Raw genomic sequence first — 24,194 nt, forward strand, 5'->3', positions numbered from 1 at the left:
GTAAAAGAGAAATCACTAGTTAAATAGTGTCTCTCCGATAAAACCGCCCTGTTTAGCTCCTGGTAAACAGGCAAAGATGGCACTTCCACGATGGGACGTATATTCATTTAACTTATCCATTTTAGCTAACCTGTTCTGAATCGGGATAAACTGCTTACTTGGTGTACGCTGAAAACATAAAAACAAAAGACCTGCATCAAAGCTGCCTGTTTTCAAATCCATCCCATCTGCATAGGAATAGGCCCGGCGGAGAATCTGCTGTGTTCCATCTCCATGGGACAAGCGTACATGAGAATTGGCAGGGATCACGTCTTCGCCGGTTTCTTTCTTTTGGGTGAAATCAGGTTTATCAAATTCATTCTTTTGCCCTAACGGTGCACCACTGTCCCGGTATCGTCCAAAAGTGTTTTCTTGCTCCCTTAGATTGGTTCTATCCCAGACCTCAATAAACATTTGAATCCGGCGGACTACAAGGTAACTGCCATTAACAAGCCAATCCGGTCCATCACCCTGCTGGACCCAAATATGCTCATTCACCTGTTTTTTACTGTCAACATCAGGGTTTACCGTACCATCTTTGAAACCGAATAGGTTTCTCGGTGTTTCCTTTTTAGGATCAGCCTCCTTAGATCGCTGGAAACCAGTTTGCGCCCAGCGCAATGTTGCTTTCCCTCTGGCGATTCGGATAAGATTTCTGACCGCATGAAAGGCTACCTGCAAATCATCTGCGCAAGCTTGAATACAAAGATCTCCACCGGTCCATTCCTCTTCCAATGCATCAAGCTGGAAAGCGGGAAGATCGACCAATTCCTTCGGCTGCTTGTGTTTTAACCCAAATCGGTCTTGATTGTCTTTTACAAAAAGACTAGGACCGACCCCAAATGTAATCGTTAAATTGGATGGCGATAAGCCTGCCGCCTCCCCTGTATCATCCGGAGGTAAAAATTCGTTGCTAGAAAGCTTGCCGACTGCCTTCCCCTCTGTCATTAAAGCAGAAGCCTTGGTCCATTCCTTAAATAGTTTGGACAAGTCTTCTCGTTTAGATGTCGTTACATCTAAGGAAACAAAATAAACATGATTTTGTGGTTTTGTCGTAATACCGCTCTGAAATTCACCATAAAAAGGAACAATCTCTTGATTCGACTCAGGGCCCGATGCCTTACTTTCCTTTAGCGAAAGAACACTGCCGAGACCTGATGCTCCTAGAATGACTCCAACACCGCCAATTCCGGCGGTTTTCAGAATGTCTCGTCTTGATACCTTTTTTTCAGCTAATGCCTCTAAGTTGGTTGGATTGTTTGTCAATTAAGACGCCTCCGTAATAATACCTATTTGTGATAATGGTTCAGCTAGTGCATCAATGGCCTGGCTAAGTTCTTTTACTTGCGCTTCCGTTAATTCTGTATAAAGCTTGTAGCGATCACCATTTTTATGCTGGTTTAATAGACTATAAACATCATCAAAACGAGCCTGAATCTCTGTTGAAACGTCTTTGTCTTTTTTCTCTAGTGCTGGTTTAAGCAGCTGATAGATTTTCTCCGCTCCTTCAACGTTTGCCGCAAAGTCGTAAAGATCAGTATGGGAGTAGCGATCCTCTTCTCCGGTTACTTTTGAAGTGGAAACTTCATTTAGAAGGTCGACAGCTCCGGTAATTAATAAATCCGGCGTCACTTCCACTGTATCTGCTTTTGCACGTAACAGGTTTACATCTTTCATTAGCTGATCAGCCATTTGTTCATACCCTTTTGTCGTGTTTTCGATCCATAATCCTTTTTCAATCCGGTGATATCCGCCCCATTCTGCGTCGGGAACGTCTCCTTCTCGTGCATCAATTTTAGGGTCGAGGTCACCAAAGCTCTCGGCGATTGGTTCAGCACGCTCATAGTGCATCCGTGCCGGTCCATAAAGCTCCTTGGCTTTATCAATTTCACCGTTTTTAACTGCTGTAGTAAAAGCCGCTGTGGCTTTAACAAATTCTTCAATCTCGGAAATCGCATATTGTCGATATTCATCCGATACCCCTTTAAACGATTCTGTAGATGTGTGTTGTGTTTCCTTTGCTTTTTCAGTGGTCGAAGCTTGATCCGAATTGGAACAGCCAAATAATAGACTGCTAGATAATAGAACAAGGCCAGATAATTTATATATTTTCATGTATGAATTTCCTCCAGATAGAATGATAGTGAGAATGATTTTCATTATTATAATAATAACAGTAAGTGAGAACAATTTTCAATCATTTTTTTAAAAATTAAAAAACCTCCCAACATAAGTTAAGAGGTTTGCATGTTTATTTAATTAATGAATTCTTAAATGCATAGATAACCGCTTGGGTGCGGTCCTGTACGTTAAGTTTGCTTAGTATATTACTGACATGGGTTTTAACCGTCTTCAGTGCGATAAATAATTCATCCGCAATATCCTGGTTGGTTTTCCCCTCTGCCATCAACAGTAAGATTTCAAGTTCGCGGCTGGTTAGTTCTTCATGTGGCAGTTGAGTATTTTTTTGACGCATTTTGACCATCATTTTCCCGGTGACTTCAGGTTCAAGAACGGATTGGCCATGGTAGGTAGCACGGACAGCATTGGCAATTTCACTGGCCTTTGACGTCTTCAGCATATAGCTGGTCGCCCCTGCTTCAAGCGCCGGATACACTTTCTCATCATCCAAAAAGCTGGTGACGATAATGACCTTTGCTTCGGGCCATTGCTCAATAATTTGCCGGGTTGCTTCGATTCCGTCCATTTCCTTCATCACCAAGTCCATTAAAATAATGTCAGGACGTAAAGCTAAGACGAGTTCTACTCCCTTTTTTCCATTATCGGCTTCACCCACCACTTCAATATCCTCCTGCGCAGAAAGGTAAGAAGATACACCGATTCTAACCATTTCGTGGTCATCGACAAATACTACTCTAATCATTGATACCATCTCCATTAATCATCACCGGAACCTTTACTTCCAGCCTTGTTCCTTTATTTTTAACACTAACTACTTTTAATGTACCGCCAATTTCAACCGCCCGTTCGTGCATGTTTTGCATACCATAGGAGCCGGCTTTCATTTCATTCACTTCAAAACCAATTCCGTCGTCTACAATCCTAAGAATGATAAGGTCATCCCGCTTCACTAATAAAACCTCAAATTTGCTGGCTTTTGAGTGCCGTAGGGTATTAGAGACAGACTCCTGCAGGATGCGGAACAGATGATCTTCTACCCCTTTATCTAATGGAAAATCTTCAACTTTCCATTTAATATCCATTGTCACCTTTTGAGATAATTCGATTAACAGCTCCTCAATTCCTTCTTGCAGCGATTTATTCTTTAAGGCAGCTGGGCGTAAATGTAACAGAAGGGCCCGCATCTCTAACTGTGATTGGTGAATCATTTCTTCAACGAGTTTTAATTGTTTGGTTTCACGGTCATCTTCAGACTGGCCTTTTGTTTCATTAATTGCCGACATCATCATCGAAGCAGCAAATAATTGTTGGCTGACGGAGTCATGCAATTCCCTTGCAAGCCGATTCCGCTCCTGTTCAATGATCTGCTGAATTCTTTCTTCTTGGCCCTCTACCTTTTCGGTAGCTAACCGCTGTGACAGCTTTGCCTGCTCAGACATTTGCCTGCCAACGTTCTCAATTCTTTTAGCAATGGCTTGGATTTCTGAAACAGAGGGCTTTTCTGACACTACGACTTGTCTTCCTTCCTCGAGCTGATGCAGAGAATGTTCGACTGAAAGTAATTGTTTACGCCAAAAAAGGCCTGAAATTCCGCCTAAAAATATTCCAATTGCAATACTAAAGACAGGAACAAAAATCACAATCGGAATATTCATGAATTGTCTCGACCATAATTCAGACCAGTTTCCCAATGGGAATACATAAATTAGAACCGCTCCAATGACTAACGCGATCAGAAAGCAGAACAGAATATGCCAGATCATTTGCCGCTGGGTTGAACTCATATCCGGCTCACCTCTAAATTCCCGACCACAAGCGAGGAAACAATTTTCACCTTGGTCTCAGAAGTTTCATAACCGGAAGTTTTCAAAGTGAAAACTTGGTTGAATATTTTATCTCTGTCATTGCCAAATACTTTAGCTGATCCTACGACACCAGAATGGTGAATACTTACTTCCGTTTCGTATGGTACAAGGATATGGATATTTCCGATGATATTTCGGATAAAAATAACTGCTTCTCCCTTTGGCAGCATCGTATAGCTAAGATCAATAACGGTATCGCCAATACCCGTTTGAATATTCACATCATCCCACTCGTATACACCTAAAGGCGTTTTTTGCTGTCCAACGAGAATATTACTAAACAATGGTTCCGAACTAATCAACGTTTCTTCTGATTGTGCTGGTTCAGAAGAAACAATATCCGGCACTATTTTTTTTGGCTGTCTTTTCGTTTGAAAAAATTGAATGAAAATGTGCAATAATATGGCTAGTAATAGAAACTTAAAGGTCATCATATTGACAATACTTAGAACAAAGAAGATGATCCCTACAATAAACAGGACTTTCCCTAATCTTTTACCCGCCTTTTTCCGGCCTAAATAGATCATCCCGCCTGCAATAAAAAGAGAGAATATCAGCCCCCTGTTAAAAAATAAAATCTCTAAGAGCAAGATTACAATCCCGATGATAACAAGCCAGCTGAGATAATCACTTTTTTTATTTTTAAACATTGGCCACCCTCCTTTTAATGCAGTAGTTTTACAGGTAAAAGGCGCAGTTAGACTACGCCCATTACGAATTCCTTATTCCTTGCGCTTTTCTAATAGAATAGTCCAGTCCAGCTCCAGCGCCTAGCCCCTCGAGGTCACAAGCTTATCCAGTTGCGGCTCCTTGGGACGCAAGTCTAGCCATCCCCTGAAGAAGGCAAAAAGCGCCTTCTTGCATGGGCCGTCTTAGCCTAGAGTCCCAGGGCAATCGCCTCCACCTTTAGGTCAATCCGCCCAAAAGGTTAAAAAGCAACCTTTCGGCCGGCTCGTCTTGTGCTTGTCGGGGCTGAACAAGGCGCTTCCGCTTTCTTTTATAGAATACCATTTTTTTGATTAAATGGACTTGCTTTCTTCTAATTTCATTTCTTTTTCTAATTGTGCAATTCTCGCATCGATTGTATTACGGTAAAAAGAACTGTTAACTTGATGTTCGAGACGGTCAAGATAGTTTTCAATTTCTTTAAATCTTAAGTAGGATTGATCGGAATCAGAATGGGCATCAAGCACTTGGTTTATTCGCAGATTTGCCCGAGTTACATTTTCACGGCCCATTAACTCCATACGGCGCAAATGCATGTCTTTTAATTTATGTTTCATTTCTTCGTATTTTCTTTCTAAATCTCCAATCTGTCCCGTGACTTGATCAAGTGATACCTTAATGCGGCCAGACCTGTCTTGATATTGCTGATACTCAGCCGAAGCAAAATCGGATAACTCTGTTTCTCCCGCTTTGGAAGCAATTTCTACCTGATGCTTTCTTTTATTGGCTAACTCCTCCGCCTGATGATATTCTCTCGTAAATTCATCCTTTAAAGTATATTGACGCTGCAAAAGTTTTCTTACCTTTTCCGTTTCCTGCTCACATTCGCGAAGATATTGGTTCAACATAGCAATTGGGTTCTTATTTTCCTTCTGGTCGAGCGCCTCATGTAAATCGGCAGTAATCGTATTTTTAATCCTTGTAAATAAGTTTGTCATGTTCATTCTCTCCTTTTAATAGGGTTAGCATTTCTAATACTGTTTCAATTCGCTCCATTGTTTTTCAAAATTACTAAATGGATCATCAGCCTCGATTATTTTGCTGACCTTACTCTTGTTCCACTTTTTATAAACAAGGTATAAAACGTATGCTGCTGCTATGCCAATAATTGCCGGTACATTGTGAAGCGATGCAATTAGGACAATAAAGCCAATGATTCCCAGACCAATTCGTCCCACAATAGATTTTGTCTTTAAGAATTGCTTAAAGATGAAATACAGAAGAACCACACTTACAAGTAATCCAACCATTGGACCGATGGTTGAAAGCAGGATGAATGCCGCAATTCCCCCGGCTAACAGTAAACCAAACTTTTTCATCGTTGTTTCACTCCTTTCCTTTCTTGTTTTCATCATACCTGTTTTCCTTAGCTCCCATAATTGAGCCTAAGCTTGATTTTTTTATCGGTCTTAAGACGTAGAAAGGGTCAGCCTCTTAAGCAATTGCTTAAGAAACTGACCCTTGGCTTTAGATTATTTAGATATAAACATCTGAACCCAGTAATAACCATAGGAACCGCCCTTAGCGTAACCAACTCCAATTCTAGTGTTGGAGCTTAGGATATTGGCTCTGTGACCTGAGCTATTCATCCATGACTGTACCACCGACTGTGGTGTAGTTTGTCCGGCAGCAATATTTTCCGCTGCAGAACGATAAGTAATACCAAAATTCTTCATCATCGTAAAAGGACTGCCATACGTTGGACTTGTATGACTAAAATAATTCTTGTCCCGCATGTCCATTGCTTTGTAGCGTGCAACCCTTGACAGTTCCCAATCAGCAGTCATGGCTGGTAACCCGTTCTTTGCACGCTCTTGATTTGTAAGCTGAATAACTTGGTTTTCAATTGATTTTACTCCGCCTAAATCAGGAATGGTTACCTTTTGACCAGGATAAATCATGTTAGGATTCTTAAACTGCGGATTTGCTGAAATAAGCTCACTAATCCCTACTTGATACCGGACAGCAATTTTCCAAAGTGAGTCCCCAGATTGAACCGTGTAGATTTGTTGGGCAAAAGAGACACTTGGAATGCAGAAAAGGGATAGTAAGAACAGAAAACTGAACCAAAAAGATTTTTTCATTTTATTCGCCTCCTCGATATATAATTTTGATTTCAGGCTCAAAATATACAGGCAGCGAAAAAAACTTTTCTAAAAGTAACATTAAAACAAACCGTCTTTGGAGGACTAAAAAAGTGGCAGACATTTCTGGGATGACTTATATCATGTTAATTTTAGCAAGCTATCGATTAACCCATTTGATCGTTTTTGATAAAATCACCGAATTTATCCGAAGACCATTTGTAAAAAAGGTTAAGGTAGAAACGAGCGAGGGAACCACAACAAAGGAAGTTCCTACCTCCATGTTTGGTTACTTATTAAAATGTTATTGGTGTGCCGGCATGTGGAGCGCTTTTTTATTAGGCGGCGCCTACTTGCTATTCCCCAAGGTCACCTATGTCATTATTTTAATTCTCTCTATAGCAGGCGGCCAATCGATTATCGAAACTTTTGTCGGAGTAAACATAAAAAAGGTCGATTACTACTCCGAGCTTCACAAAAAAGACAATAACAAATCCTAAGACAAGTGGAAAAATTTCTCCCCCTTGCGCATATATTTAGTTATGCTTCTGTAGCTAGGCATATGTAAAGGGGGATTCTCAGTTGGCAATTTGGTGGATTACAACCATCGCTTTTGTCCTTTGTCTCGGTTTTGCAGGCGGAACCTTTATTCATTTCTTACGACAGGGGCTGGATACAGACGACGCTAAACGGATTGATAAAATTAATTCCGATCAAGAATCCATGTAACATCCCTCATTTTGTGAATCACGATGACTCGCCTATTGGCGAGTTTTATTTTTTCTAAAAAATAAGTTCTCCCTTACATCACATGATTTTTTCATTTTAGGAAAAATTAAACATGTGATTATTTTGAAGTGGAGGAATACATATGAATTCATCTGAAAACACCCAAAAGTTTCCTCGAACATATTGGCGTGAAATTGAATTACCAACATTCAAGCCATTAGAACAGGATATTAGTGTAGATGTTGCCATTGTTGGAGCTGGAATAACAGGGATAACTGCTGCCTATCTACTGACTAAAGAAGGTCAAAAAGTAGCCTTACTTGAGGCTGGGGGAATCTTAAACGGTACAACCGGACACACAACGGCAAAATTAACTGCTCAGCACGGGCTTATTTATGATGAGTTTATTAATCATTTTGGTAAAGAAAAAGCGAGACTATATTATGAATCAATGATGATGGCTGTTCAGTTTGTGGAGAATACGGTGAACGAGAAGGGCATAAAATGTGATTTTAGTAAGCAGGATGCCTATGTATATGCCACAACGGATGAGTATGCCGACAAGCTAAAAACTGAGTGGGAGGCTTACAAGAGTCTTAATATTGAGGGAGCCTTGAAAGATTCGATTCCCTTTAATATTCCAGTAAAAGCAGCTTTGATGATGAGTAACCAGGCTCAGTATCATCCATTGAAATTTTTAAAAGCACTGTTAGATGAGGCCGTTCAAGCGGGCTGTTCCGTTTATGAAAATACCATTGCTGATGGTATAGAGGATGACCATTCAGAGCCAAAGGTTATTACAAAAAACGGGCAAAGAGTGACAGCTAAGCATGTAATCATTGCTTCACATTTTCCTTTTTATGATAAACCAGGACTTTATTTTGCAAGAATGTATGCGGATCGTTCTTATGCTATCGGGGTCAAAACGAAGCAACAATATCCTGGCGGCTTGTACATCAGCGCTGACAGCCCGTCACGTTCGATTCGGTACACCCCGCTCGATAATGGCGAAAGTTTGCTGATTATTGGCGGCGAGAACCACAAAACGGGGCAAGGCGTTGACACGCTAAAGCACTTTGAAGAGCTTCAAACCTTTACTGAAGAGGTTTTTGGCATCAAGGAATACCAATACCGCTGGTCTGCTCAAGATAATGTGACCCTCGATAAAATGCCTTATATCGGTCCATATACAGCAGAACGAAAAAATGTTTTAATCGCAACCGGTTATAAAAAATGGGGGATGTCCACTGGTATTTTAGCTGGGCATATTTTAAAAGATCATATTGTTGGCGGAACGAATCGTTTTGCAGCATTATATTCACCATCACGCTTTCATGCTGATCCAGATTTAAAGGAAGTCATTTCGACTAATGTCGATGTTGCCAAACACTTACTCAAAGGTAAACTTGAAATAGTTGAAAAGGTTCCGGAAGATTTACAGGAAGGTGAAGGTTCGGTTGTGATGTTTCATGGCAAAAGAGCTGGTGCCTATAAGGACGAGAATGGCAAGCTTTATATTGTTGACACGACCTGTACTCATCTGGGGTGTGAATGTGAATGGAATCGTGCCGAAAAGTCTTGGGACTGCCCATGCCACGGCTCCCGCTATTCGTACGCGGGCGATGTGATTGAGGGTCCAACTAAAAAGTCGTTAGAACTGCTTCAAGGAGAGTAATTTTCCTAGGGGAAATTACTGATATTAACAAAAAATCGTCTGATATTAACAAAAAAATCGATATATTAACAAAAGCTTAAAGGTTATTAACAAAAAATCAGATATATTAACAAAAAATCGGGATATATTAACAATTCCATACTAGAATTCAAAAAACGCCCCCTTCCCATCGAAGGAGGCGTTCCTTTTATTTGCTATTCGGACGATTCAGCTTTAATTCTTCTCCCGTTGTAAATTCCACTAATTCAGCACTATCTTTCATGCCCTTTTTACGATTGTTATTACGCTGGGCATTGGCATTACCAAGCTTCTGTTTTCCCACACTACCATCTCCTTTTCAAGAAAATCATTTATAGTATGGGTGAAACAGATTCCGCCTATTCCTAACCTAAAACTGGTGGTTTTCGATTGCAGCTAAAAAAATCCCTCTTTAATAGAAATAAGCAGTGGAATATTCCACTGCTTTCCTCTTACCGTTTTAACTTTTGATGGCGTTGGTCTTCCGCCACAATTTTTCCTTGATAAAATACTCTTTTATCGAGCGGAATTTGTAATTCCTTGCAAAAACGCTTTAGTTCGCGTTCTTCACGCTCGGTTACTAATGAGATAACGGTACCGTCAGCCCCCATTCTTCCTGTTCTCCCAGCCCTATGCACATATTGGGTAATATCCTTCGGAAAGTCGATCTGTACCACATGGCTGATACCTCGGATATCCAGCCCTCGGGCGGCAATATCAGTGGCAATCAGCATTTTCATTTTCCCATCACGGAAGTCCTTTAATGCGGCCTGACGCTCCAGCTTTTTCATATCACTATGGAGGATGCCAATGGATAATTCTTTAAACAACAATTTTTCTTTAAAAACTTGAATTTCACCAATATCATTTATAAAGGCAAGTGATTTACTATTCTCAAGACGTGTTATTTTTTCAAGCAGCTTTATTTTATCCCTTTGCTCAACCAAGAAATAGATATGTTCCACTTCCCCAGAAGATGCGATCTCGTCTTTTTCAATCCGTAATACTTCCGAATCATTAGTCATTTCTTTTGCTAACTTTTCTGTTGCCGGCTTCATGGTAGCCGAGAATAAGACGACTTGGCGGTCGCCCAGTGTCGATTTTACAATTTGCTGAACCGTCTGCAAATGCTCTGGAATTAACAGCTGGTCACCCTCATCAAGGACAACCATCTTGGCTTCGTGCATTTTCACCTTTTTTTGCTTGATTAGCTCCAGTAAGCGTCCAGGTGTAGCAAAGATAACATGCGGCCGCTTCTTTAATTTATCAAGCTGGCGTTTTAAGTTGGCACCGCCAATTATAGAGGTACCTCTAATACCACTACCTTCTGACCACTTTTGAAATTCTTGAAAAACCTGCATGACTAGCTCCTGTGAAGACGCTAAAACAACTGCCTGCAAGGACGGGGTATTACTTTCGATTTTATGTAACAATGGAAGTAAATAAGCAAGTGTCTTCCCCGTACCTGTCGGCGACTCCGCAATCACATCTTTGCCCTCGAGTATGAGCGGAATGGCTGTTTCCTGGATGGATGTTGGTGCTTGGAAGCCAGACTTTTGCCATGCTTCCTTTAGAAACGGTTGTAAGGTGTTTAACATTTTATACTCCTTCTATATTTAACATCATTTTTTACTTTATTATTTGTTATTCAATATCGTATTGATACTATCTTATTATTCTTAAGGTGTCTAGTTTTGATTATGCTGAAGTATTAAGGTAGAGTACGACCCAGACCATATGATAAACAAGAACGGATAGATATAGGACACAGGTTGAAATGAGCAGCATTCGAATAGTTCCCTTAAAGGGCTTTAGATAAAATAAACCAAGAAGCAAGAGCGGTAGGAATATCTTGATCAAATAAAAATAGGACCAGCCCTTGTTAATGACTTCTTTCATCATTGGGTTTCCTTCTTCAATAAAACCGGATGAAATTCCGACATGTGTCAAGATAGCATCTAACAAACCAGCAGCGAGCAAAAAGATACAAGGTTTCATAGTTCCTCCTTAAGACTAACTGTTAAATAACATTCTTTCTAAATATATATATGCTGATACATTCTTTATTACGAACATACAGACGGAGTAAAAGGCTGCTGGTTAAAGCAACCTAAGCATTTATTTTAATTTACGTATTTCCCGCTTTCAGGTTTAGCCATTTCATTAAAATGCTCCACTAAGTATTGAAGGCTCGTTGAAAGTTCATTCCCACTCATCGGGACCCCATGCCCCGTCACTGCCAATTGCGGTTTTAGTGCCTCCAATTTTTTAACAGACTCATAAGCCGCTTCCCAATCAGTCGTATAATATCTTGGCGGTCCGCTTATTTCCTGTGTTTGTGTCAAAACCTTATAAAGGGATTCCTGTTTTACAGTAACAAAGGCATCCCCTGCAATTAGGATTCTATCTTGTTCTCGGAATAAAGAAATATGACCCGGAGTATGTCCAGCGGTATGTATACATTTCCAGCCCGGCATATTAGGAACCGTTCCATCACTTGAAAGAGGCTGAACATGAGCACTAATATCAATCCCATGGTTTGGGAACAATGGAGACATCTTGGCTACTAGGCCGCTGTCCACATTCGGATCCCCAGGCGGGTAATCCTCTTTTCCCGTTAAAAAAGGGAGCTCCTGTTCATGTGCATATACAGGAATATCCCAATCCTCTAATAGAGCTGCAATCGACCCAACATGATCGAAATGCCCGTGTGTCAGTATGATCGCCTTCGGTATGGCACTTTCCCCAAATCGCTTATGAATCATATTCTTAATTTGCTCGGCCGACTTTGGCATCCCCGTATCAATCAGCACAAATTCACTTGTCTCACTTGGATTTCCCACTAAAACAAGATTGACGATTTGATCGGTATAACAATAAACATCTGGCACCACAGCAACACCAATCCCGTTGCCAATGGAAGACATCGGCAGAAATGAATCTTCAAATTTACTATCCTGAGTCTGATCCAATGAAATACCCCCTTTTTGTATATTATTTAACCCAGAAATTAAATTTATGACCGTCTCTACATGACAAAAGATAAAAACATTATAACAAACAAATTTGTTTTCAATAAAGAATAAATACTTTAACAATCGTTACCTTTGTTCAGGGAAACTTATACAATTTCAAAGTTTCTTAAATTCGAAAGGTTTGTGAACAATGCCGCTAATTCGATTAAAACCCGTGCATTGGTGATAAAATGAACATCAAGATAACAATATATTGGAGTTGAATATGATGTTTAGCAGAATTGCACTTTTCGTCTCATTTTTGTTCTTTATATCTGGAACAAATGGATTTGCTTATACACAATCAGAAAAATCTACTCCTAAATTCGATTCTGTCCAAGCAGATTCAGTTCATAATAATTCAACATTAACTTTGGTGACAGTCTCAGATAAGAACACAAATATACAAGCTACCGACACAAAAGACACCAAGAATGAAACAGAAAATGCTGTTTTGCTTACGAAAAAAAACCAAACTGTTGAACCTTCTATTAAAGACTACGTTGTTCCTGCAGTTGTATGTCTTTTCCTCCTTATCGGTCTTAGCAGCTACTGGTTTGTTTTTAGGAGGAAGCATGTCTAGCAAAAGAACAAAAGCGCAAGCGCCTTGAACAGCCCCGACAAGCATAAGCCACTCAGGGAAAGAAGGCGTTCTTTGCCTTCATTCCCTGAGTGGCTTATGACCTCGAGGGGCTAGGCGCTGGAGCTGGACGTCGACAGTCCTTTTATTAACAGTTATCCACAAGCGAAAATAATATAATTTCCTAAACGACCAAAAAAGCGTGTAACCACATGGTATACACGCCTTTTCATTATTATCTTTCCTCAACTTAATGAAAGGTCCTCCAAAATTCTCCGTTGACATCCATCCATTCCATAAGTTCATTAAAAGGGATTGTAAAGGTAGGAAAACCAGCCGCAAAAGCAGCGATTTCATAAGGTTGAAAGAAGATATTTAAGCCTGCATCATTGATAAAAAACGGCTGATCTGATTGAATACCATGGTATTCATTTGGAAAGATATATGAATTTTGATCATTACTTTTTATCTGATCCTCAATTAAATCACTAATTACCTTTACATAAGGGCTTCCTGTTATAAAAAGATCTTTTAACTGGTACAACCTGCCCGTTTTAAGGTTTATATGTGCATATTTCTTTATTGGCATGCCATGAGCGGCACAAAAGGGATAATCGTAGCCTGTTATTTCAATCACCAATAAATTTTTCTTGTAAAAAGTAATCTCATAATCACCTGTGTAATTGGATTTCAATGGATTGGAGGGCACTGGTTTAACCCCGGCCATATCTTTTAAGGTCTTATTAACTTGGGCTGAATGCTCCATCCCTTTAATCTCGGGGTAATAAACGAGATAATCAAAATTCGGCTTATATTTATGTTCCACAACAGCATATTGGTTATTTAACGAAAAAGTGGATGCTTGTTTCCAAATCAACTCATTATTTTGACTAAAATACATCAAGCGCTGATCAATATCACCTTTTATTAGGGTCTGATCAAAACTAAGCCGCCCGCTGCCAGTTACTTGGGGCAAGTGGTTCATATGGTTCCCCTGTTTATCTATAAAGTAGGTATGCTGATCATCCGAGACAGATGCCAAACCGTCCTGAAAGATTCCCATTTCGTGAAAAATAAATCCAGTAAAAATATGTCCATCATCAGTTGCCAAGGCAAAAATTGATCTCATGCATGCCTGCTTCGGATCGATTTCCTTCCCAATCGCAAACCGTTGTTCTCCTAAATATAAAATTTGATTATAATTAGGTTTTATTACAAATTGTCCCTTTTGATCAATGAGTCCATACCGTTCCTTATTATTTACTTCTAAACTGACAATGGCACGTCCGTCTATAAATCGCCCTGCCGTTGTATACCGTGGCTCAATGACTATGTTACTCTGAACATCGATATAGCCAAATGGACCATCATTACTTTTCTTAAAGGAGAGAAGACCCTGCCCATAGTTTCCAACCCATGCATAAGAGTAGGTATGCAATACTTTTCCTGTAAGATCTATTAGTTGATACTGACCTCCCTTAACTTTTACTACTGTCCTTCCCTCTGTAAATTCACTGGTCGATTCATAAATAAACGGGATAACCACTTTGCCTCTTTTGTTTAAATACCCATATAGAAAATTTCCGTGCACATCTGTTTCTGCAGCCTCTACTCGCCCCTCCTTATATTCGGGACTAATGAAAGAGTATGCTTTTTCAGTTATCTCTTTACCGCTTTCATCAATAACCTTAAAGCCTTCACGGTCATTAACCACCGAACGGCCTTCTGAAAACGGCTGGATGGTATCATATTTTGGCTTAACAATTGGATAACCTTTTTCATTAATGACGCCAGTTTCATTCATTAGGCCTACAATTGCTAAACCATTATCTTGAAAATCCCCCGCCTGGTCATAGATTGGAGAAAGAACAAATTTGCCTCTAGGATTGATAAATCCCCACTTATTTCCGCCAATCTCTTTAATCGAGGCAGGGAATAAATAAACGGCTCTTATTTCAAAGATTTCATTAAGTATTTTTAATGCCCTCTTCTCAACTTCCTTCGAAACTGGAAAGTAGGATAGATAGGCCCCATACGGATTCTTTAAAATAAATAAATATCGCTGTTGATGATAATGATAAAGGCCAAAGACTTCATGGATTCCGTCTCCATCCAAATCACCCCATCTTAGAATGGCCTGCTCGTTGTGATATAAGATTTTTGCTCCAGCCGGGAGGTAAGATAAGACAAGGCTTACCTCACGATTTAATTCAACCATGGTTTCTCACCCATTTTTTTTAATATATATATGAATTTGATGGGCGGTTTGTGTGATGATGATTTTTTCCAAATTAAAATTAGCACACCACTGAAAGTGTACTATTGTTTGAGTTCCTCAAAAAAAATACAGACAAATTGACTGTATTTTTTAATGACCAATATATCGTGCTTCCGGGATTAATTGTTTCCATTCAGCATATGTAATAATCGTATTCCAGTGACCAGTCATTTTTGCTACGCCTATGACCACGAAGAATAAAACAAAGAATGTAACCGGAACAAACCATTTATTGACTTTCTTCTTGGCAACGGTCATGTTTAACGTACCCTTAATCGGACATGCCTCTACACAAGACATGCAGGCTGAGCAATTTAGGGACGTAACTTTTTCCACTTGATGAACCTTTAATCGCTGCGGACATACCTTTGTACACATTTCACAGCTGGTACAAGTATCAACGTTTCTTTCAATTTTTGTTATTCTAAATATGGAACCCAGACCAATGAATGCACCATACGGGCATAAAAAACGGCACCAGAAGTCTCGAAAGAATAAAGATAAAATAAAAATAACAATAATGAACTTCAAGGTAAATCCACTAATGTTTAAGAATAAGAGCAGCATTTTCACATCTGAAACTTTATTGTAGTTATCAACGAGAAAACTTTTGGCACTAAAGATATCCATTTGAAGAACCATACCGATAAAAAATAACAGCAGCACATATTTTATGGGGGTTAACAGCCAGACAAGCCATTTAGGTAGGTCAAAGTTTCTTTTAAATATCTTTCTGCCCAGCCAGGCAATGAGTTCGTTTGCTGTACCCACTGGACAAATCCAGCTGCAAAAGGTTTTACGGAGAAGGATTCCTGCACCGACAAAAAACGAGAGCAAAACCAGACCAGCCGGATGAATTACATCAAAATCCCCACTGGTCAGCCAAACCTTTAGGGCAACGAGGGCACTGATTGGCAAAAATCCCTCAACAGCAGATGGGCGCTCCACAAAAGGTGTTTTTCCATTTGTTACAAAATGCTCGTAAAATTGATAAAATTGCAGACCTATATAGAGCGAAAACAGCAAAAACACAGCTTGAATAGCATATCTGGTAATTTGCACGGGCTTCCGTTTCAACTGCTTTCTATACCAAGCCTTTGACTTCATAAGGGTTCCTCCATTCATTATCAACCTAACTATAATGAACGCATTTTTGGAGGTAAGTGATATAAATCATTAGATTCCTTTATGTCGACAATATGTCACATTGCCATTCTTAAATTTGTCAAAAAATGAACTAGTCCGCCTTAAACACGATATGATTCTGCTTTCTAGCCTCTTCGGTAATCCGGAGAACGATATTACTCCAATCCTTTAATTGCTCATATTCTTCATGATTATTTGTTTCAATTATGTCCGCGATATTGATGCATTCATAAACCATGTTTTGTTCTTCCTGGTCCACACTTAGGATTTTGCTTTCCTTTGTATGTGTATCATGGAACTTAATTTCCGAGATTGGAGCGGCATCTTCAAGGACAAACGTCCCCTTCTCCCCGTGAATTTCACAAGGAATCATCGAATCTACAATTTTAGAACAAAGAATGGTGCAAACAAATCCCTCATAATTCAATAATAATGTTCCACTGCCGTCGACACCACTTCGTAAAACAACAGGGTGGTAAAATACCTTCTTAGGCTCACCGAACAGACAAACAGCTAAATATAATGGGTAAACGCCTAGATCTACTAACGCCCCTCCTGAGTATAAGCTTGAGAAAATATTGGGTTCCTCTCCTTTTAAAAATAAATCATAACGGGAGGAGTACTTCATATAAGGAAGAATTGCACTTCTTAGATCACCTGCAAGGTGCAGTTTTTCCTTGAGGATTTTAAAATTTGGAGTATGTATATTTCGGATTGCTTCAAATAAATAGACTCCATTTTCTTCAGCGGTTTGGTAGGCTTTTTCTAATTCAGCCGTATTAGAGAATATCGGTTTTTCGCAGATCACATGCTTTTTATTTTTCAAAAAGGTAAGTGTTTGTTCAAAATGAAGCGAATTTGGCGACGCAATGTATACGGCCTGAATCTCTTCATTTTTTGCCATTTCTTCTAAATCGGTAAAATAATTTGATGCGTTACATTGATTAGCGAACTTTCTCGCATTTTCCTCATTACGAGAATACACCCCAACTAATTGGTATTGCTCACTAAGCTTTGCTGCTTGAATAAAAGATTCCGTAATCCATCCTGTCCCTACTGTAGCAAACTTAATCATTTTATTACCTCTTTCTATTCAATACTTTTAGGTTCCATTTTATCCTTTTTAAGTACCGCTTTCCAATATAAACAAGTAATTTTTCCATATTCTATCTGTTTTGAACATGAATTGTTGGGAACAATGGAAAAATATCAGAATTTATGTTATATGTAATAGATATGAAGAAAAGTGCAGGGCTTTATCTCAGGGCCGGAGCAGACACTGAAGAAAAGAGGTTGTAAAGGTGGAAAATCAAACTTCTAATTTCATAAAAGATATTATGATAAAAGATTTGGAATCAGGTAAACACCAAAAGATTGTAACAAGATTCCCACCAGAGCCGAACGGTTATTTACATATTGGGCACGCTAAATCAATTATTATCAATTTCGGTTTAGCTGATGATTTTAATGGAGAAACCAACTTACGTTTTGATGATACCAATCCGTTAAAGGAAGATATCGAGTATGTTAACTCCATTAAAGAAGATGTAAAATGGCTGGGTTTTGAATGGGATAATTTATTCTTTGCTTCCGATTATTTTGAGGAAATGTACAACCGAGCTGTTTTATTAATTGAAAAAGGACTTGCTTATGTTGATGACCTGTCAGCTGATGAAATCCGTGAATACCGCGGCACATTAACAGAGCCTGGAAAAAACAGTCCTTACCGCGACCGTTCTATTGAGGAGAATCTTGACCTGTTTAAACGGATGCGTGCCGGTGAATTTGATAATGGTCAAAAGGTACTTCGGGCAAAAATTGATATGAGTTCACCAAATATCAATTTACGTGACCCTGTTATTTACCGTATCTCTCATGCAACACACCATAATACTGGTGATAAATGGTGCATTTACCCAATGTATGCTTTTGCTCATCCGCTTGAGGATGCGGTTGAGGGGGTAACCCATTCTATTTGTACGATTGAATTCGAAGACCAACGACCATTATATAATTGGGTTGTAGAACAATGTGAAATGAAAAGCACACCGCAGCAAATTGAGTTCGGCCGTTTGAATGTGACCAACACCGTGATGAGTAAGCGGAAGCTTAAGCAGTTAGTTGAAGAGGGATTTGTAGATGGCTGGGATGACCCGCGCATGCCGACTATTTCGGGAATGAGAAGAAAAGGCTTTACGCCGGAATCCATTCGTGCCTTTGTTAAGGAAACAGGTGTGCACAAAGGGTCTGGTGCCGTCGATTCACAAATGCTCGAACACTATGTCCGGGAAGATTTAAAATTAAAGGTACCTCGGACAATGGGTGTCATTAACCCGTTAAAAGTGGTGATTACCAATTATCCAGAAGGCCAAATCGAATTACTTGATGCGGAAATTAATCCAGAAAACCCTGATATGGGGATGAGGAAGATTCCTTTTTCGCGTGAAATTTATATTGAAAAAGATGATTTTATGGAGAATCCGCCAAAGAAATACTTCCGTCTTTTCCCTGGCAATGAGGTTCGTTTAAAACATGCCTATTTCATTAAATGTGAAGAGGTTGTCAAGGATGCAAATGGTGAAGTAATAGAACTTCACTGTACCTATGATCCTGAGACAAAAAGTGGAACGGGCTTTACTGGAAGAAAAGTTAAAGGAACGATCCATTGGGTGGAAGCTACTCACTCAGTTCCGGCTGAATTCCGCTTATATGAGCCGCTTATTTTGGAGAATACAGAAGACAGCAATGAGGAAGAGAAAACTTCTTTCCTTGACCAAGTTAATCCAAATTCATTAGAAATCCTGCAAGGCTTTGTCGAACCAAACATGAGAGAAAGCCGGCCGCAGGATAAATTTCAATTCTTCCGCCATGGCTATTTCAACGTCGACCCTAAAGAAACGACCGTTGATAAGCTTGTCTTTAACCGAATTGTTTCATTAAAAAGTTCGTTTAAAATATAACAAAAAGAACCCATGTTTTCTAATAACGGTTCATTTTAAGTAAAAAATGCTCAGGGCTAACAACTCTGAGCATTTTTTTTATATATTCGGCTGAATTAACAAAAGCCCCTGCCTTTAGTGAATTTTGCAAACATCGCCGTTCCACATTTCTGTTTTGTACATAGACTCTTATGTAAATGGAAAAAAGGAGAAATTCAGAGAGGATAAGTAACATGATCAACGTTTTATTTGTATGCCTGGGGAATATTTGCCGTTCACCAATGGCTGAAGCCTTGTTTCGAAACTTAGTCAAAAAAGAACGTTTGACAAACAAAATCGCCGTTGACTCAGCTGCAACCAGTTCATGGCAAATCGGCTTCCCTCCGCACGAAGGAACTCTTGATATTCTAAAGAAACACAAAATCCCTTCTGATGGGCTTATTGGACGCAAACTAAAGAAAGAAGACTTTAGGAGATTCGATTATATTATCGGTATGGATGAAAGCAACTTAAAAAATATTTACAGGATAACAAGCAAGACTAATCATCCAAAGATTATTAGGCTACTCGACCTGACAAAATACAGGAAAGATGTCCCTGATCCATTTTTTACGGGTGATTTTGATGAAACCTATCGTCTTGTTTCAGCCGGTTGCCGAGCATTACTCTATAAAATACGCAGCGAACATTACTTATAGCAATGCTATTATCAATGATCGTTTGTTCTAAAGTAGTTTGAAAATCCCATGAAAGGGTTCTAAACAGAACCAACAGCTTACGGAAGCCCTGGTTCACTTTTATTGAATATTGGTATATCTAAAATCACTTTTGTTCCTTTCCCCGGTGACGCAAAAATAGACAAATCACCGCCGACAGAGCGTGCCCGTTCATCCATACTGAATAGACCAACTCCAAGGGTTTGTTTCTCCATATCAAACCCTTTTCCCTTATCCTCCACCATGACTCGGACGACATCATCCATTTCTCTTAGCGTGACTGCTGCTTCTGGTACTTCTGCATATTTCCGTATATTGGTTAATGCTTCTTGAATAATGCGATAAATAGTCAATTCTATATTGATGGAAAGGCGCTGGGTTAATACACAATCAAAAAAGACATCGATATTGTAATGGTCAGAATATCGGGATAAGAAAGAACGGATTGCCGGGACTAAACCAAGGTCATCCAGAACAGATGGGCGCAGTTCCCAAGAAATTTCCCTTATCTCTTCAATTAATTGTGCCGCTTCCTCCTGCATCTGCTGCAACAGTGGATGATCAACCTCAGACATTAAGCGATTAATTGTAATTAAATGACTATAAAGATTTTGGCCAATTCCATCATGTAAATTACGTGACAAACGTTTTCGTTCTTCTTCCTGAACCTCAATAATCGAGCTCATCATTTTTTGAAGTTCTTGTTCAACACGCTTTCTTTCTGTAATCTCATATCGAATCGCTACATATTGATAGGGCTTATTTTTTTCATTTAAAAACGGAACGATCGTTGTATCCACCCAGTAATAAGTACCGTCTTTAGCTTTGTTTAAAATTTCACCCTTCCAAACCTTGCCTGCTCCGATTGTTTTCCACATCTCTTTGAAGAATTCTTTCGAATGATACCTTGAATTAACTATCCGATGATCATTACCGATGAGCTCTTCACGTGAGTATTTCGAGATATGGCAAAATTGATCATTCACATATGTAATGGTACCTCGCGAATCGGTAATCGCGACAATGGAAGATTCATCAAGGGCGAATTTATAATCCATCAGTTCATTTCTAGTCTGCTGAATATCCATCTCTATCTTTCCCCCAGATTTAAATTCCAATATAATCCTTTAATATCGCTTCCAAAGCCTGACCTGATTCTTTTACCACTTCTTGATCATTATCGTTAAACGGACGAGATTCACGGTTTCCAACCAGTAATACACCTTTTGGGACTCCATTAAAAAATAAAGGAACCGCATAGGATGTGCTCAGCTTTTCGGCAAGAGCAATCGGATAATCCGTTACCTTTCCAGCTGCTTGATGAGGAAAATTCACCATCATCATCGGGGTTCCAGTTGAGATGATTTTTCCGGCTATACCTTTCCCAAAACGGACGGTTATTCGTTTATATTTATCGTTTAAATTGCCAACTGCATAATGCCACCTTACGTCAGGACCCACTCTATTTTGAATGGCGAGACCGACAAAATCACAAGAAATTTGTCCTTTTAATCGATTACATACTTCAATAACCTTTTGCAATTCCTTTATTTCTATCATCCCGGGCTCCCCTTATATCCCATAGCCTAGGAGCCCTTTTTTCACAGCATACTCAACTAGCTCAGGCCGAGTTTTCATCTGAAGTTTCTCCATCACTTTTCCTTTGTGGGTCTCAACCGTTTTAACACTAATGACGAGCTGCTCTGCAATTTCCTTGTTTGAGTAACCCTTCGCTATAAGGGTAAGCACTTCTTGTTCGCGGTCAGATAAAAGATGATACATATCATTACTATCCTGCTTTGCCCCTGCCAAGTATTCTTCCATTAAACGTTTCTGTGCGGCAGGATGGAGATAGGCATCCCCTTTGGCCACCGATTCAATCGCAGACATTAACTCAGCATGAGGCGCACTTTTTAAAATACAGCCAGATGCCCCGCCTTCAATGGCACGGAAGAGGTACTCCTCGTCGTCATGCATTGTTAAAATTAAAATACTTACCTCAGGCATAAGTTTTTTTAATTCTGTTGTTGCTGATAAGCCATCTTTTCCATGCGGCATGCTTAAATCCATGACAACAACATCAGGTTTTAATTTTAAGGCCTTTTTGATCCCCTCATTTCCTTCCGATGCTTCTCCGACTACTTCCAGTTCTGGATTGGTATTCAACAACATCTTTAAACCGCTTCTGACTACTGCATGATCATCAACTAACAGAATTTTTATCAATGATTAAATCTCCTTTTCTTCTATAAGGGCAATGATAGTTCAATTGATGTCCCTTCTCCTATTGTAGAAGATATCGCACACTTGCCGCTAGCGAGATGCATTCTTTCTGTCATTATTGCAAGTCCTGATGAATGATGTGAGCCCTCATGTTCTTCGAGTTGAAATCCCTTACCAAAATCATGAATGGTAATCTTTAATTCTTTTTCCGTCCAAAGAAAAGACATTTTTACTTTCGATGTATCAGCATATTTTGCAATATTGGTCAGCGCTTCTTGGCAAACACGGAAAACGGCAATATTGGTGCGTTCAGGCAGACTGAACTCTTCACCAGTTGATTCTAAATCCACCAAGATTCCAAACGTAGATGTATATAACTTCAGATAGCTTTTTATTGCCGGAAGTAAGCCAAATGTGCTCAGGGTAGGAGGATGCAATTCTACAGATAATAATCTTATCTCCTGGATTGTTTTTTCAATGAGCTGCGACATTTCACGGACATAACTTTTTATATTCTGCTCGGTTATCCCGGATTCCACAAACTGCAATCCTGTTAAAATACTATATAAATTTTGACCAACACCTTCATGCAGCTCTAAGGCAATCCTTTTAATTTCCTCTTCCTGTGAGTCAATAATATAAGAATTAATCTTTTGCTTTTTCTGTATTACATCCATTAAAGTTCCCCCCTTTTAGCCCCATTTACTTGAAAATATGAAAAAAGTCAGGTTCTTATTAAAGGACCTGAACCTTTTTTAATGTATAGGTTAATCCGCTCTCTGCGTCAAACGCTGCCCATACTTCGTCTGACTGAGTGATTTTGCTTGTGAGCGGGACAGCAAGAAAATAAAAATGATCAAAATAAAAACGAATATGCGTTTTATCCGGACAATACTGAACCTCTTTAATCGTTTTCCTTACTGCAGCTGCTTGGTCGCCGCCTTGTTCATCCTGGATGATAATCTCGACTAGTGCACCAATAAATGGTTCTACATCTGCCAAATTAATGGGTTCCACAACTATTACATCCTTTCAATACCGGATAGATGAACATTTTGTAGCCCTGCAAATACTCCCAAAACGCCTCGCCAGCATGCTCTTCGATAAATTGAATCGTCTCTTCTTCTGACTGCCAATTGCTCATCCCTTTAATTTCTGCCACAACTATTTCAATACCTTCACTTATTTTTTCTTCTAAAAACCAATTTAACCGCTTTTTCGCAAAGGTCTGTTTCAATAACTCATCAATCTCCGCTGCAAAACCGCCTGATGCTGGCCTTACAAAACAAAAATCAATATAGGTCTCACTAGTCATTGACATTCACACCTTTTTTATAAATAAGCAATGCAATCGGAAATAAAATTACGTTGATGACGGCAGCTATAATGGTGTTCGTATAATTTTGATAGAAATATTGATGTACCATATATTGTGTAAAAATTATGTTTAACATGAGTACCGCTAAAAGGAGGCCAACGGGTACGTAACTACGCTTCATAACGTTTCACCCCCACGGCATAAACAGCACCGTTTTCTACTTTTACATAAACTTCAGGAAGCGGACGTCTCGGCGGCCCGGCAATTGGTTCTCCCGTTTTCACATCAAATTTTCCGTGGTGGCATGGGCATAACATCTCACCCTCGTCTTTTTTCCAAAACACTGGACAGCGTAAATGAGTACATGCATTTTGATAAGCCACATATTTATTTTCAGATAACCTGATTAAAATAGCACTGTCGTGTTCACCGGGGAAAGCAAAATCAACGGCATCCCCCACTGGAATTGCATTTACATCGATTATTTTGTGTTTTGGATACTTTTTATCACTAAGCCCAGTTAATTCTTTTGCCGCTAATGCTCCCCAGGGAAGAGAGGAAACCGCGAACACCCCTGCAGCCCCCACCAATGTTTTCATGAAACCGCGGCGGTCCAGTTTGCGCTCATTATTTCGATTAATATTGTGTGTATAGTTATCTTCACTGAACGGGATTTTATTATTTTTCTCTGTCATCTTTAAT

29 protein-coding genes are annotated in these 24,194 nt (G+C 39.5%); 6 read left to right on the forward strand and 23 right to left on the reverse strand.

Translation table 11 applies throughout. The annotated features are described in order from the left end of the window. Positions 1 to 15 precede the first annotated feature (15 nt). The 8 genes from efeB to safA form a co-directional block, all read right to left on the reverse strand. Positions 16 to 1,305 (reverse strand): iron uptake transporter deferrochelatase/peroxidase subunit, encoded by a 1,290-nt coding sequence (gene efeB, locus AAHB15_RS05640; protein WP_342041954.1) that lies wholly within the window; start codon positions 1,303 to 1,305, stop codon positions 16 to 18. Beyond that, entirely contained in the window at positions 1,306 to 2,154 is an 849-nt protein-coding gene (gene efeO / locus AAHB15_RS05645; protein ID WP_342041955.1) for an iron uptake system protein EfeO, read from the reverse strand. A 136-nt stretch (positions 2,155 to 2,290) separates the two neighbouring features. Continuing rightward, complete coding sequence (locus tag AAHB15_RS05650; protein ID WP_342041956.1) at positions 2,291 to 2,923, reverse strand: response regulator transcription factor; 633 nt, start codon at positions 2,921 to 2,923, stop codon at positions 2,291 to 2,293. Further along, positions 2,916 to 3,965: a sensor histidine kinase gene (locus AAHB15_RS05655; protein ID WP_342041957.1), complete on the reverse strand. Its 1,050-nt coding sequence runs from the start codon at positions 3,963 to 3,965 to the stop codon at positions 2,916 to 2,918. Before AAHB15_RS05655 ends, AAHB15_RS05650 begins: the two co-directional genes overlap by 8 nt. Next, positions 3,962 to 4,696 carry a cell wall-active antibiotics response protein LiaF gene (gene liaF / locus AAHB15_RS05660; RefSeq protein ID WP_335571408.1) on the reverse strand — a complete coding sequence of 245 codons (735 nt, stop codon included), beginning with the start codon at positions 4,694 to 4,696 and terminating at the stop codon, positions 3,962 to 3,964. Before liaF ends, AAHB15_RS05655 begins: the two co-directional genes overlap by 4 nt. 369 nt (positions 4,697 to 5,065) lie before the next feature. Next, on the reverse strand, positions 5,066 to 5,710 hold the full coding sequence (locus AAHB15_RS05665) for a PspA/IM30 family protein (RefSeq protein WP_342041958.1): 645 nt from the start codon (positions 5,708 to 5,710) through the stop codon (positions 5,066 to 5,068). Between the two features lie 33 nt (positions 5,711 to 5,743). Continuing rightward, entirely contained in the window at positions 5,744 to 6,091 is a 348-nt protein-coding gene (locus AAHB15_RS05670) for a lmo0954 family membrane protein (RefSeq protein WP_342041959.1), read from the reverse strand. A 153-nt stretch (positions 6,092 to 6,244) separates the two neighbouring features. Further along, positions 6,245 to 6,856 (reverse strand): SafA/ExsA family spore coat assembly protein, encoded by a 612-nt coding sequence (safA, locus tag AAHB15_RS05675; RefSeq protein WP_098527293.1) that lies wholly within the window; start codon positions 6,854 to 6,856, stop codon positions 6,245 to 6,247. Positions 6,857 to 6,969: 113 nt separating this feature from the next. Between safA and AAHB15_RS05680 the strand changes: the two genes are divergently transcribed. From AAHB15_RS05680 to AAHB15_RS05690, 3 genes are all read left to right on the forward strand, one after another. After that, entirely contained in the window at positions 6,970 to 7,356 is a 387-nt protein-coding gene (locus tag AAHB15_RS05680; protein WP_335571406.1) for a DUF1360 domain-containing protein, read from the forward strand. An 82-nt stretch (positions 7,357 to 7,438) separates the two neighbouring features. Then, positions 7,439 to 7,585, forward strand: coding sequence for a hypothetical protein (locus AAHB15_RS05685; protein ID WP_335571405.1), 147 nt, complete (start codon positions 7,439 to 7,441; stop codon positions 7,583 to 7,585). Between the two features lie 142 nt (positions 7,586 to 7,727). Then, positions 7,728 to 9,260 carry an FAD-dependent oxidoreductase gene (locus tag AAHB15_RS05690; RefSeq protein ID WP_342041960.1) on the forward strand — a complete coding sequence of 511 codons (1,533 nt, stop codon included), beginning with the start codon at positions 7,728 to 7,730 and terminating at the stop codon, positions 9,258 to 9,260. Positions 9,261 to 9,447: 187 nt separating this feature from the next. Here AAHB15_RS05690 and AAHB15_RS05695 read toward each other — a convergent pair whose 3' ends face one another. The 4 genes from AAHB15_RS05695 to AAHB15_RS05710 all read right to left on the reverse strand — a co-directional run bounded on the left by AAHB15_RS05695 (position 9,448) and on the right by AAHB15_RS05710 (position 12,250). Beyond that, positions 9,448 to 9,582, reverse strand: coding sequence for a hypothetical protein (locus AAHB15_RS05695; RefSeq protein WP_255286495.1), 135 nt, complete (start codon positions 9,580 to 9,582; stop codon positions 9,448 to 9,450). A gap of 148 nt (positions 9,583 to 9,730) precedes the next feature. After that, on the reverse strand, positions 9,731 to 10,876 hold the full coding sequence (locus AAHB15_RS05700) for a DEAD/DEAH box helicase (protein WP_342041961.1): 1,146 nt from the start codon (positions 10,874 to 10,876) through the stop codon (positions 9,731 to 9,733). 100 nt (positions 10,877 to 10,976) lie between these two features. Further along, complete coding sequence (locus AAHB15_RS05705; protein WP_144567246.1) at positions 10,977 to 11,276, reverse strand: DUF5658 family protein; 300 nt, start codon at positions 11,274 to 11,276, stop codon at positions 10,977 to 10,979. Between the two features lie 125 nt (positions 11,277 to 11,401). After that, complete coding sequence (locus AAHB15_RS05710) at positions 11,402 to 12,250, reverse strand: MBL fold metallo-hydrolase (protein WP_446715843.1); 849 nt, start codon at positions 12,248 to 12,250, stop codon at positions 11,402 to 11,404. Between the two features lie 268 nt (positions 12,251 to 12,518). On the opposite strand from AAHB15_RS05710, the gene AAHB15_RS05715 reads away from it, so the two are divergent. Then, on the forward strand, positions 12,519 to 12,875 hold the full coding sequence (locus tag AAHB15_RS05715) for a hypothetical protein (protein WP_342041962.1): 357 nt from the start codon (positions 12,519 to 12,521) through the stop codon (positions 12,873 to 12,875). 247 nt (positions 12,876 to 13,122) lie between these two features. Here the strand turns inward: AAHB15_RS05715 and AAHB15_RS05720 are convergent, their stop codons facing one another. The 3 genes from AAHB15_RS05720 to AAHB15_RS05730 all read right to left on the reverse strand — a co-directional run bounded on the left by AAHB15_RS05720 (position 13,123) and on the right by AAHB15_RS05730 (position 17,368). Continuing rightward, positions 13,123 to 15,090 (reverse strand): WG repeat-containing protein, encoded by a 1,968-nt coding sequence (locus AAHB15_RS05720; RefSeq protein WP_342041963.1) that lies wholly within the window; start codon positions 15,088 to 15,090, stop codon positions 13,123 to 13,125. 150 nt (positions 15,091 to 15,240) lie between these two features. Beyond that, the gene (locus AAHB15_RS05725; RefSeq protein WP_342041964.1) at positions 15,241 to 16,257 is read right to left on the reverse strand and encodes a 4Fe-4S binding protein; all 1,017 of its coding nucleotides are present in this window, start codon (positions 16,255 to 16,257) and stop codon (positions 15,241 to 15,243) included. Positions 16,258 to 16,387: 130 nt separating this feature from the next. Continuing rightward, on the reverse strand, positions 16,388 to 17,368 hold the full coding sequence (locus AAHB15_RS05730; RefSeq protein ID WP_342042126.1) for a Gfo/Idh/MocA family protein: 981 nt from the start codon (positions 17,366 to 17,368) through the stop codon (positions 16,388 to 16,390). 229 nt (positions 17,369 to 17,597) lie between these two features. Here AAHB15_RS05730 and AAHB15_RS05735 point away from each other — a divergent pair, with 229 nt between their 5' ends. Then, entirely contained in the window at positions 17,598 to 19,256 is a 1,659-nt protein-coding gene (locus AAHB15_RS05735) for a glutamine--tRNA ligase/YqeY domain fusion protein (RefSeq protein WP_342041965.1), read from the forward strand. A 212-nt stretch (positions 19,257 to 19,468) separates the two neighbouring features. Beyond that, a complete protein-coding gene (locus AAHB15_RS05740) occupies positions 19,469 to 19,933 on the forward strand; it encodes a low molecular weight protein-tyrosine-phosphatase (protein WP_335575768.1) in 465 nt (154 codons plus the stop codon). Positions 19,934 to 20,010: 77 nt separating this feature from the next. Here AAHB15_RS05740 and AAHB15_RS05745 read toward each other — a convergent pair whose 3' ends face one another. The 8 genes from AAHB15_RS05745 to AAHB15_RS05780 are packed head-to-tail and all read right to left on the reverse strand — an operon-like array spanning position 20,011 to position 24,187. Further along, positions 20,011 to 21,039: a PAS domain-containing sensor histidine kinase gene (locus AAHB15_RS05745; RefSeq protein ID WP_335575769.1), complete on the reverse strand. Its 1,029-nt coding sequence runs from the start codon at positions 21,037 to 21,039 to the stop codon at positions 20,011 to 20,013. Between the two features lie 19 nt (positions 21,040 to 21,058). After that, positions 21,059 to 21,511 (reverse strand): GAF domain-containing protein, encoded by a 453-nt coding sequence (locus tag AAHB15_RS05750; RefSeq protein WP_335575770.1) that lies wholly within the window; start codon positions 21,509 to 21,511, stop codon positions 21,059 to 21,061. 12 nt (positions 21,512 to 21,523) lie between these two features. Next, on the reverse strand, positions 21,524 to 22,177 hold the full coding sequence (locus tag AAHB15_RS05755; protein WP_098527306.1) for a response regulator: 654 nt from the start codon (positions 22,175 to 22,177) through the stop codon (positions 21,524 to 21,526). Positions 22,178 to 22,197: 20 nt separating this feature from the next. Beyond that, on the reverse strand, positions 22,198 to 22,851 hold the full coding sequence (locus AAHB15_RS05760; RefSeq protein WP_342041966.1) for a sensor histidine kinase: 654 nt from the start codon (positions 22,849 to 22,851) through the stop codon (positions 22,198 to 22,200). Positions 22,852 to 22,909: 58 nt separating this feature from the next. Further along, complete coding sequence (locus AAHB15_RS05765) at positions 22,910 to 23,191, reverse strand: hypothetical protein (protein WP_144567237.1); 282 nt, start codon at positions 23,189 to 23,191, stop codon at positions 22,910 to 22,912. Further along, positions 23,178 to 23,489, reverse strand: coding sequence for a hypothetical protein (locus tag AAHB15_RS05770; protein ID WP_098996205.1), 312 nt, complete (start codon positions 23,487 to 23,489; stop codon positions 23,178 to 23,180). The genes AAHB15_RS05765 and AAHB15_RS05770 overlap by 14 nt, the downstream gene beginning before the upstream one ends. After that, on the reverse strand, positions 23,482 to 23,673 hold the full coding sequence (locus AAHB15_RS05775) for a hypothetical protein (RefSeq protein ID WP_144567235.1): 192 nt from the start codon (positions 23,671 to 23,673) through the stop codon (positions 23,482 to 23,484). The genes AAHB15_RS05770 and AAHB15_RS05775 overlap by 8 nt, the downstream gene beginning before the upstream one ends. Further along, complete coding sequence (locus AAHB15_RS05780; RefSeq protein WP_342041967.1) at positions 23,663 to 24,187, reverse strand: QcrA and Rieske domain-containing protein; 525 nt, start codon at positions 24,185 to 24,187, stop codon at positions 23,663 to 23,665. The genes AAHB15_RS05775 and AAHB15_RS05780 overlap by 11 nt, the downstream gene beginning before the upstream one ends. Between the last annotated feature and the right edge of the window lie 7 nt (positions 24,188 to 24,194).

Source organism: Bacillus sp. OTU2372 (assembly GCF_038440275.1).
Lineage (GTDB): Bacteria > Bacillota > Bacilli > Bacillales > Cytobacillaceae > Neobacillus > Neobacillus bataviensis_B.

Bases quoted from the DNA above. Each gene is read 5' to 3' on its own strand.
- AAHB15_RS05655 (WP_342041957.1), bottom strand. From the start codon at position 3,965: ATGAGTTCAACCCAGCGGCAAATGATCTGGCATATTCTGTTCTGCTTT.
- AAHB15_RS05690 (WP_342041960.1), top strand. From the start codon at position 7,728: ATGAATTCATCTGAAAACACCCAAAAGTTTCCTCGAACATATTGGCGT.
- AAHB15_RS05740 (WP_335575768.1), top strand. From the start codon at position 19,469: ATGATCAACGTTTTATTTGTATGCCTGGGGAATATTTGCCGTTCACCA.
- AAHB15_RS05715 (WP_342041962.1), top strand. From the start codon at position 12,519: ATGATGTTTAGCAGAATTGCACTTTTCGTCTCATTTTTGTTCTTTATA.
- AAHB15_RS05780 (WP_342041967.1), bottom strand. From the start codon at position 24,187: ATGACAGAGAAAAATAATAAAATCCCGTTCAGTGAAGATAACTATACA.
- AAHB15_RS05700 (WP_342041961.1), bottom strand. From the start codon at position 10,876: ATGTTAAACACCTTACAACCGTTTCTAAAGGAAGCATGGCAAAAGTCT.
- AAHB15_RS05750 (WP_335575770.1), bottom strand. From the start codon at position 21,511: ATGATAGAAATAAAGGAATTGCAAAAGGTTATTGAAGTATGTAATCGA.
- AAHB15_RS05775 (WP_144567235.1), bottom strand. From the start codon at position 23,673: ATGAAGCGTAGTTACGTACCCGTTGGCCTCCTTTTAGCGGTACTCATG.
- AAHB15_RS05705 (WP_144567246.1), bottom strand. From the start codon at position 11,276: ATGAAACCTTGTATCTTTTTGCTCGCTGCTGGTTTGTTAGATGCTATC.
- safA (WP_098527293.1), bottom strand. From the start codon at position 6,856: ATGAAAAAATCTTTTTGGTTCAGTTTTCTGTTCTTACTATCCCTTTTC.
- liaF (WP_335571408.1), bottom strand. From the start codon at position 4,696: ATGTTTAAAAATAAAAAAAGTGATTATCTCAGCTGGCTTGTTATCATC.
- AAHB15_RS05760 (WP_342041966.1), bottom strand. From the start codon at position 22,851: ATGGATGTAATACAGAAAAAGCAAAAGATTAATTCTTATATTATTGAC.
- AAHB15_RS05665 (WP_342041958.1), bottom strand. From the start codon at position 5,710: ATGACAAACTTATTTACAAGGATTAAAAATACGATTACTGCCGATTTA.
- AAHB15_RS05720 (WP_342041963.1), bottom strand. From the start codon at position 15,090: ATGGTTGAATTAAATCGTGAGGTAAGCCTTGTCTTATCTTACCTCCCG.
- efeO (WP_342041955.1), bottom strand. From the start codon at position 2,154: ATGAAAATATATAAATTATCTGGCCTTGTTCTATTATCTAGCAGTCTA.
- AAHB15_RS05770 (WP_098996205.1), bottom strand. From the start codon at position 23,489: ATGACTAGTGAGACCTATATTGATTTTTGTTTTGTAAGGCCAGCATCA.
- AAHB15_RS05745 (WP_335575769.1), bottom strand. From the start codon at position 21,039: ATGGATATTCAGCAGACTAGAAATGAACTGATGGATTATAAATTCGCC.
- AAHB15_RS05670 (WP_342041959.1), bottom strand. From the start codon at position 6,091: ATGAAAAAGTTTGGTTTACTGTTAGCCGGGGGAATTGCGGCATTCATC.
- AAHB15_RS05650 (WP_342041956.1), bottom strand. From the start codon at position 2,923: ATGATTAGAGTAGTATTTGTCGATGACCACGAAATGGTTAGAATCGGT.
- AAHB15_RS05725 (WP_342041964.1), bottom strand. From the start codon at position 16,257: ATGAAGTCAAAGGCTTGGTATAGAAAGCAGTTGAAACGGAAGCCCGTG.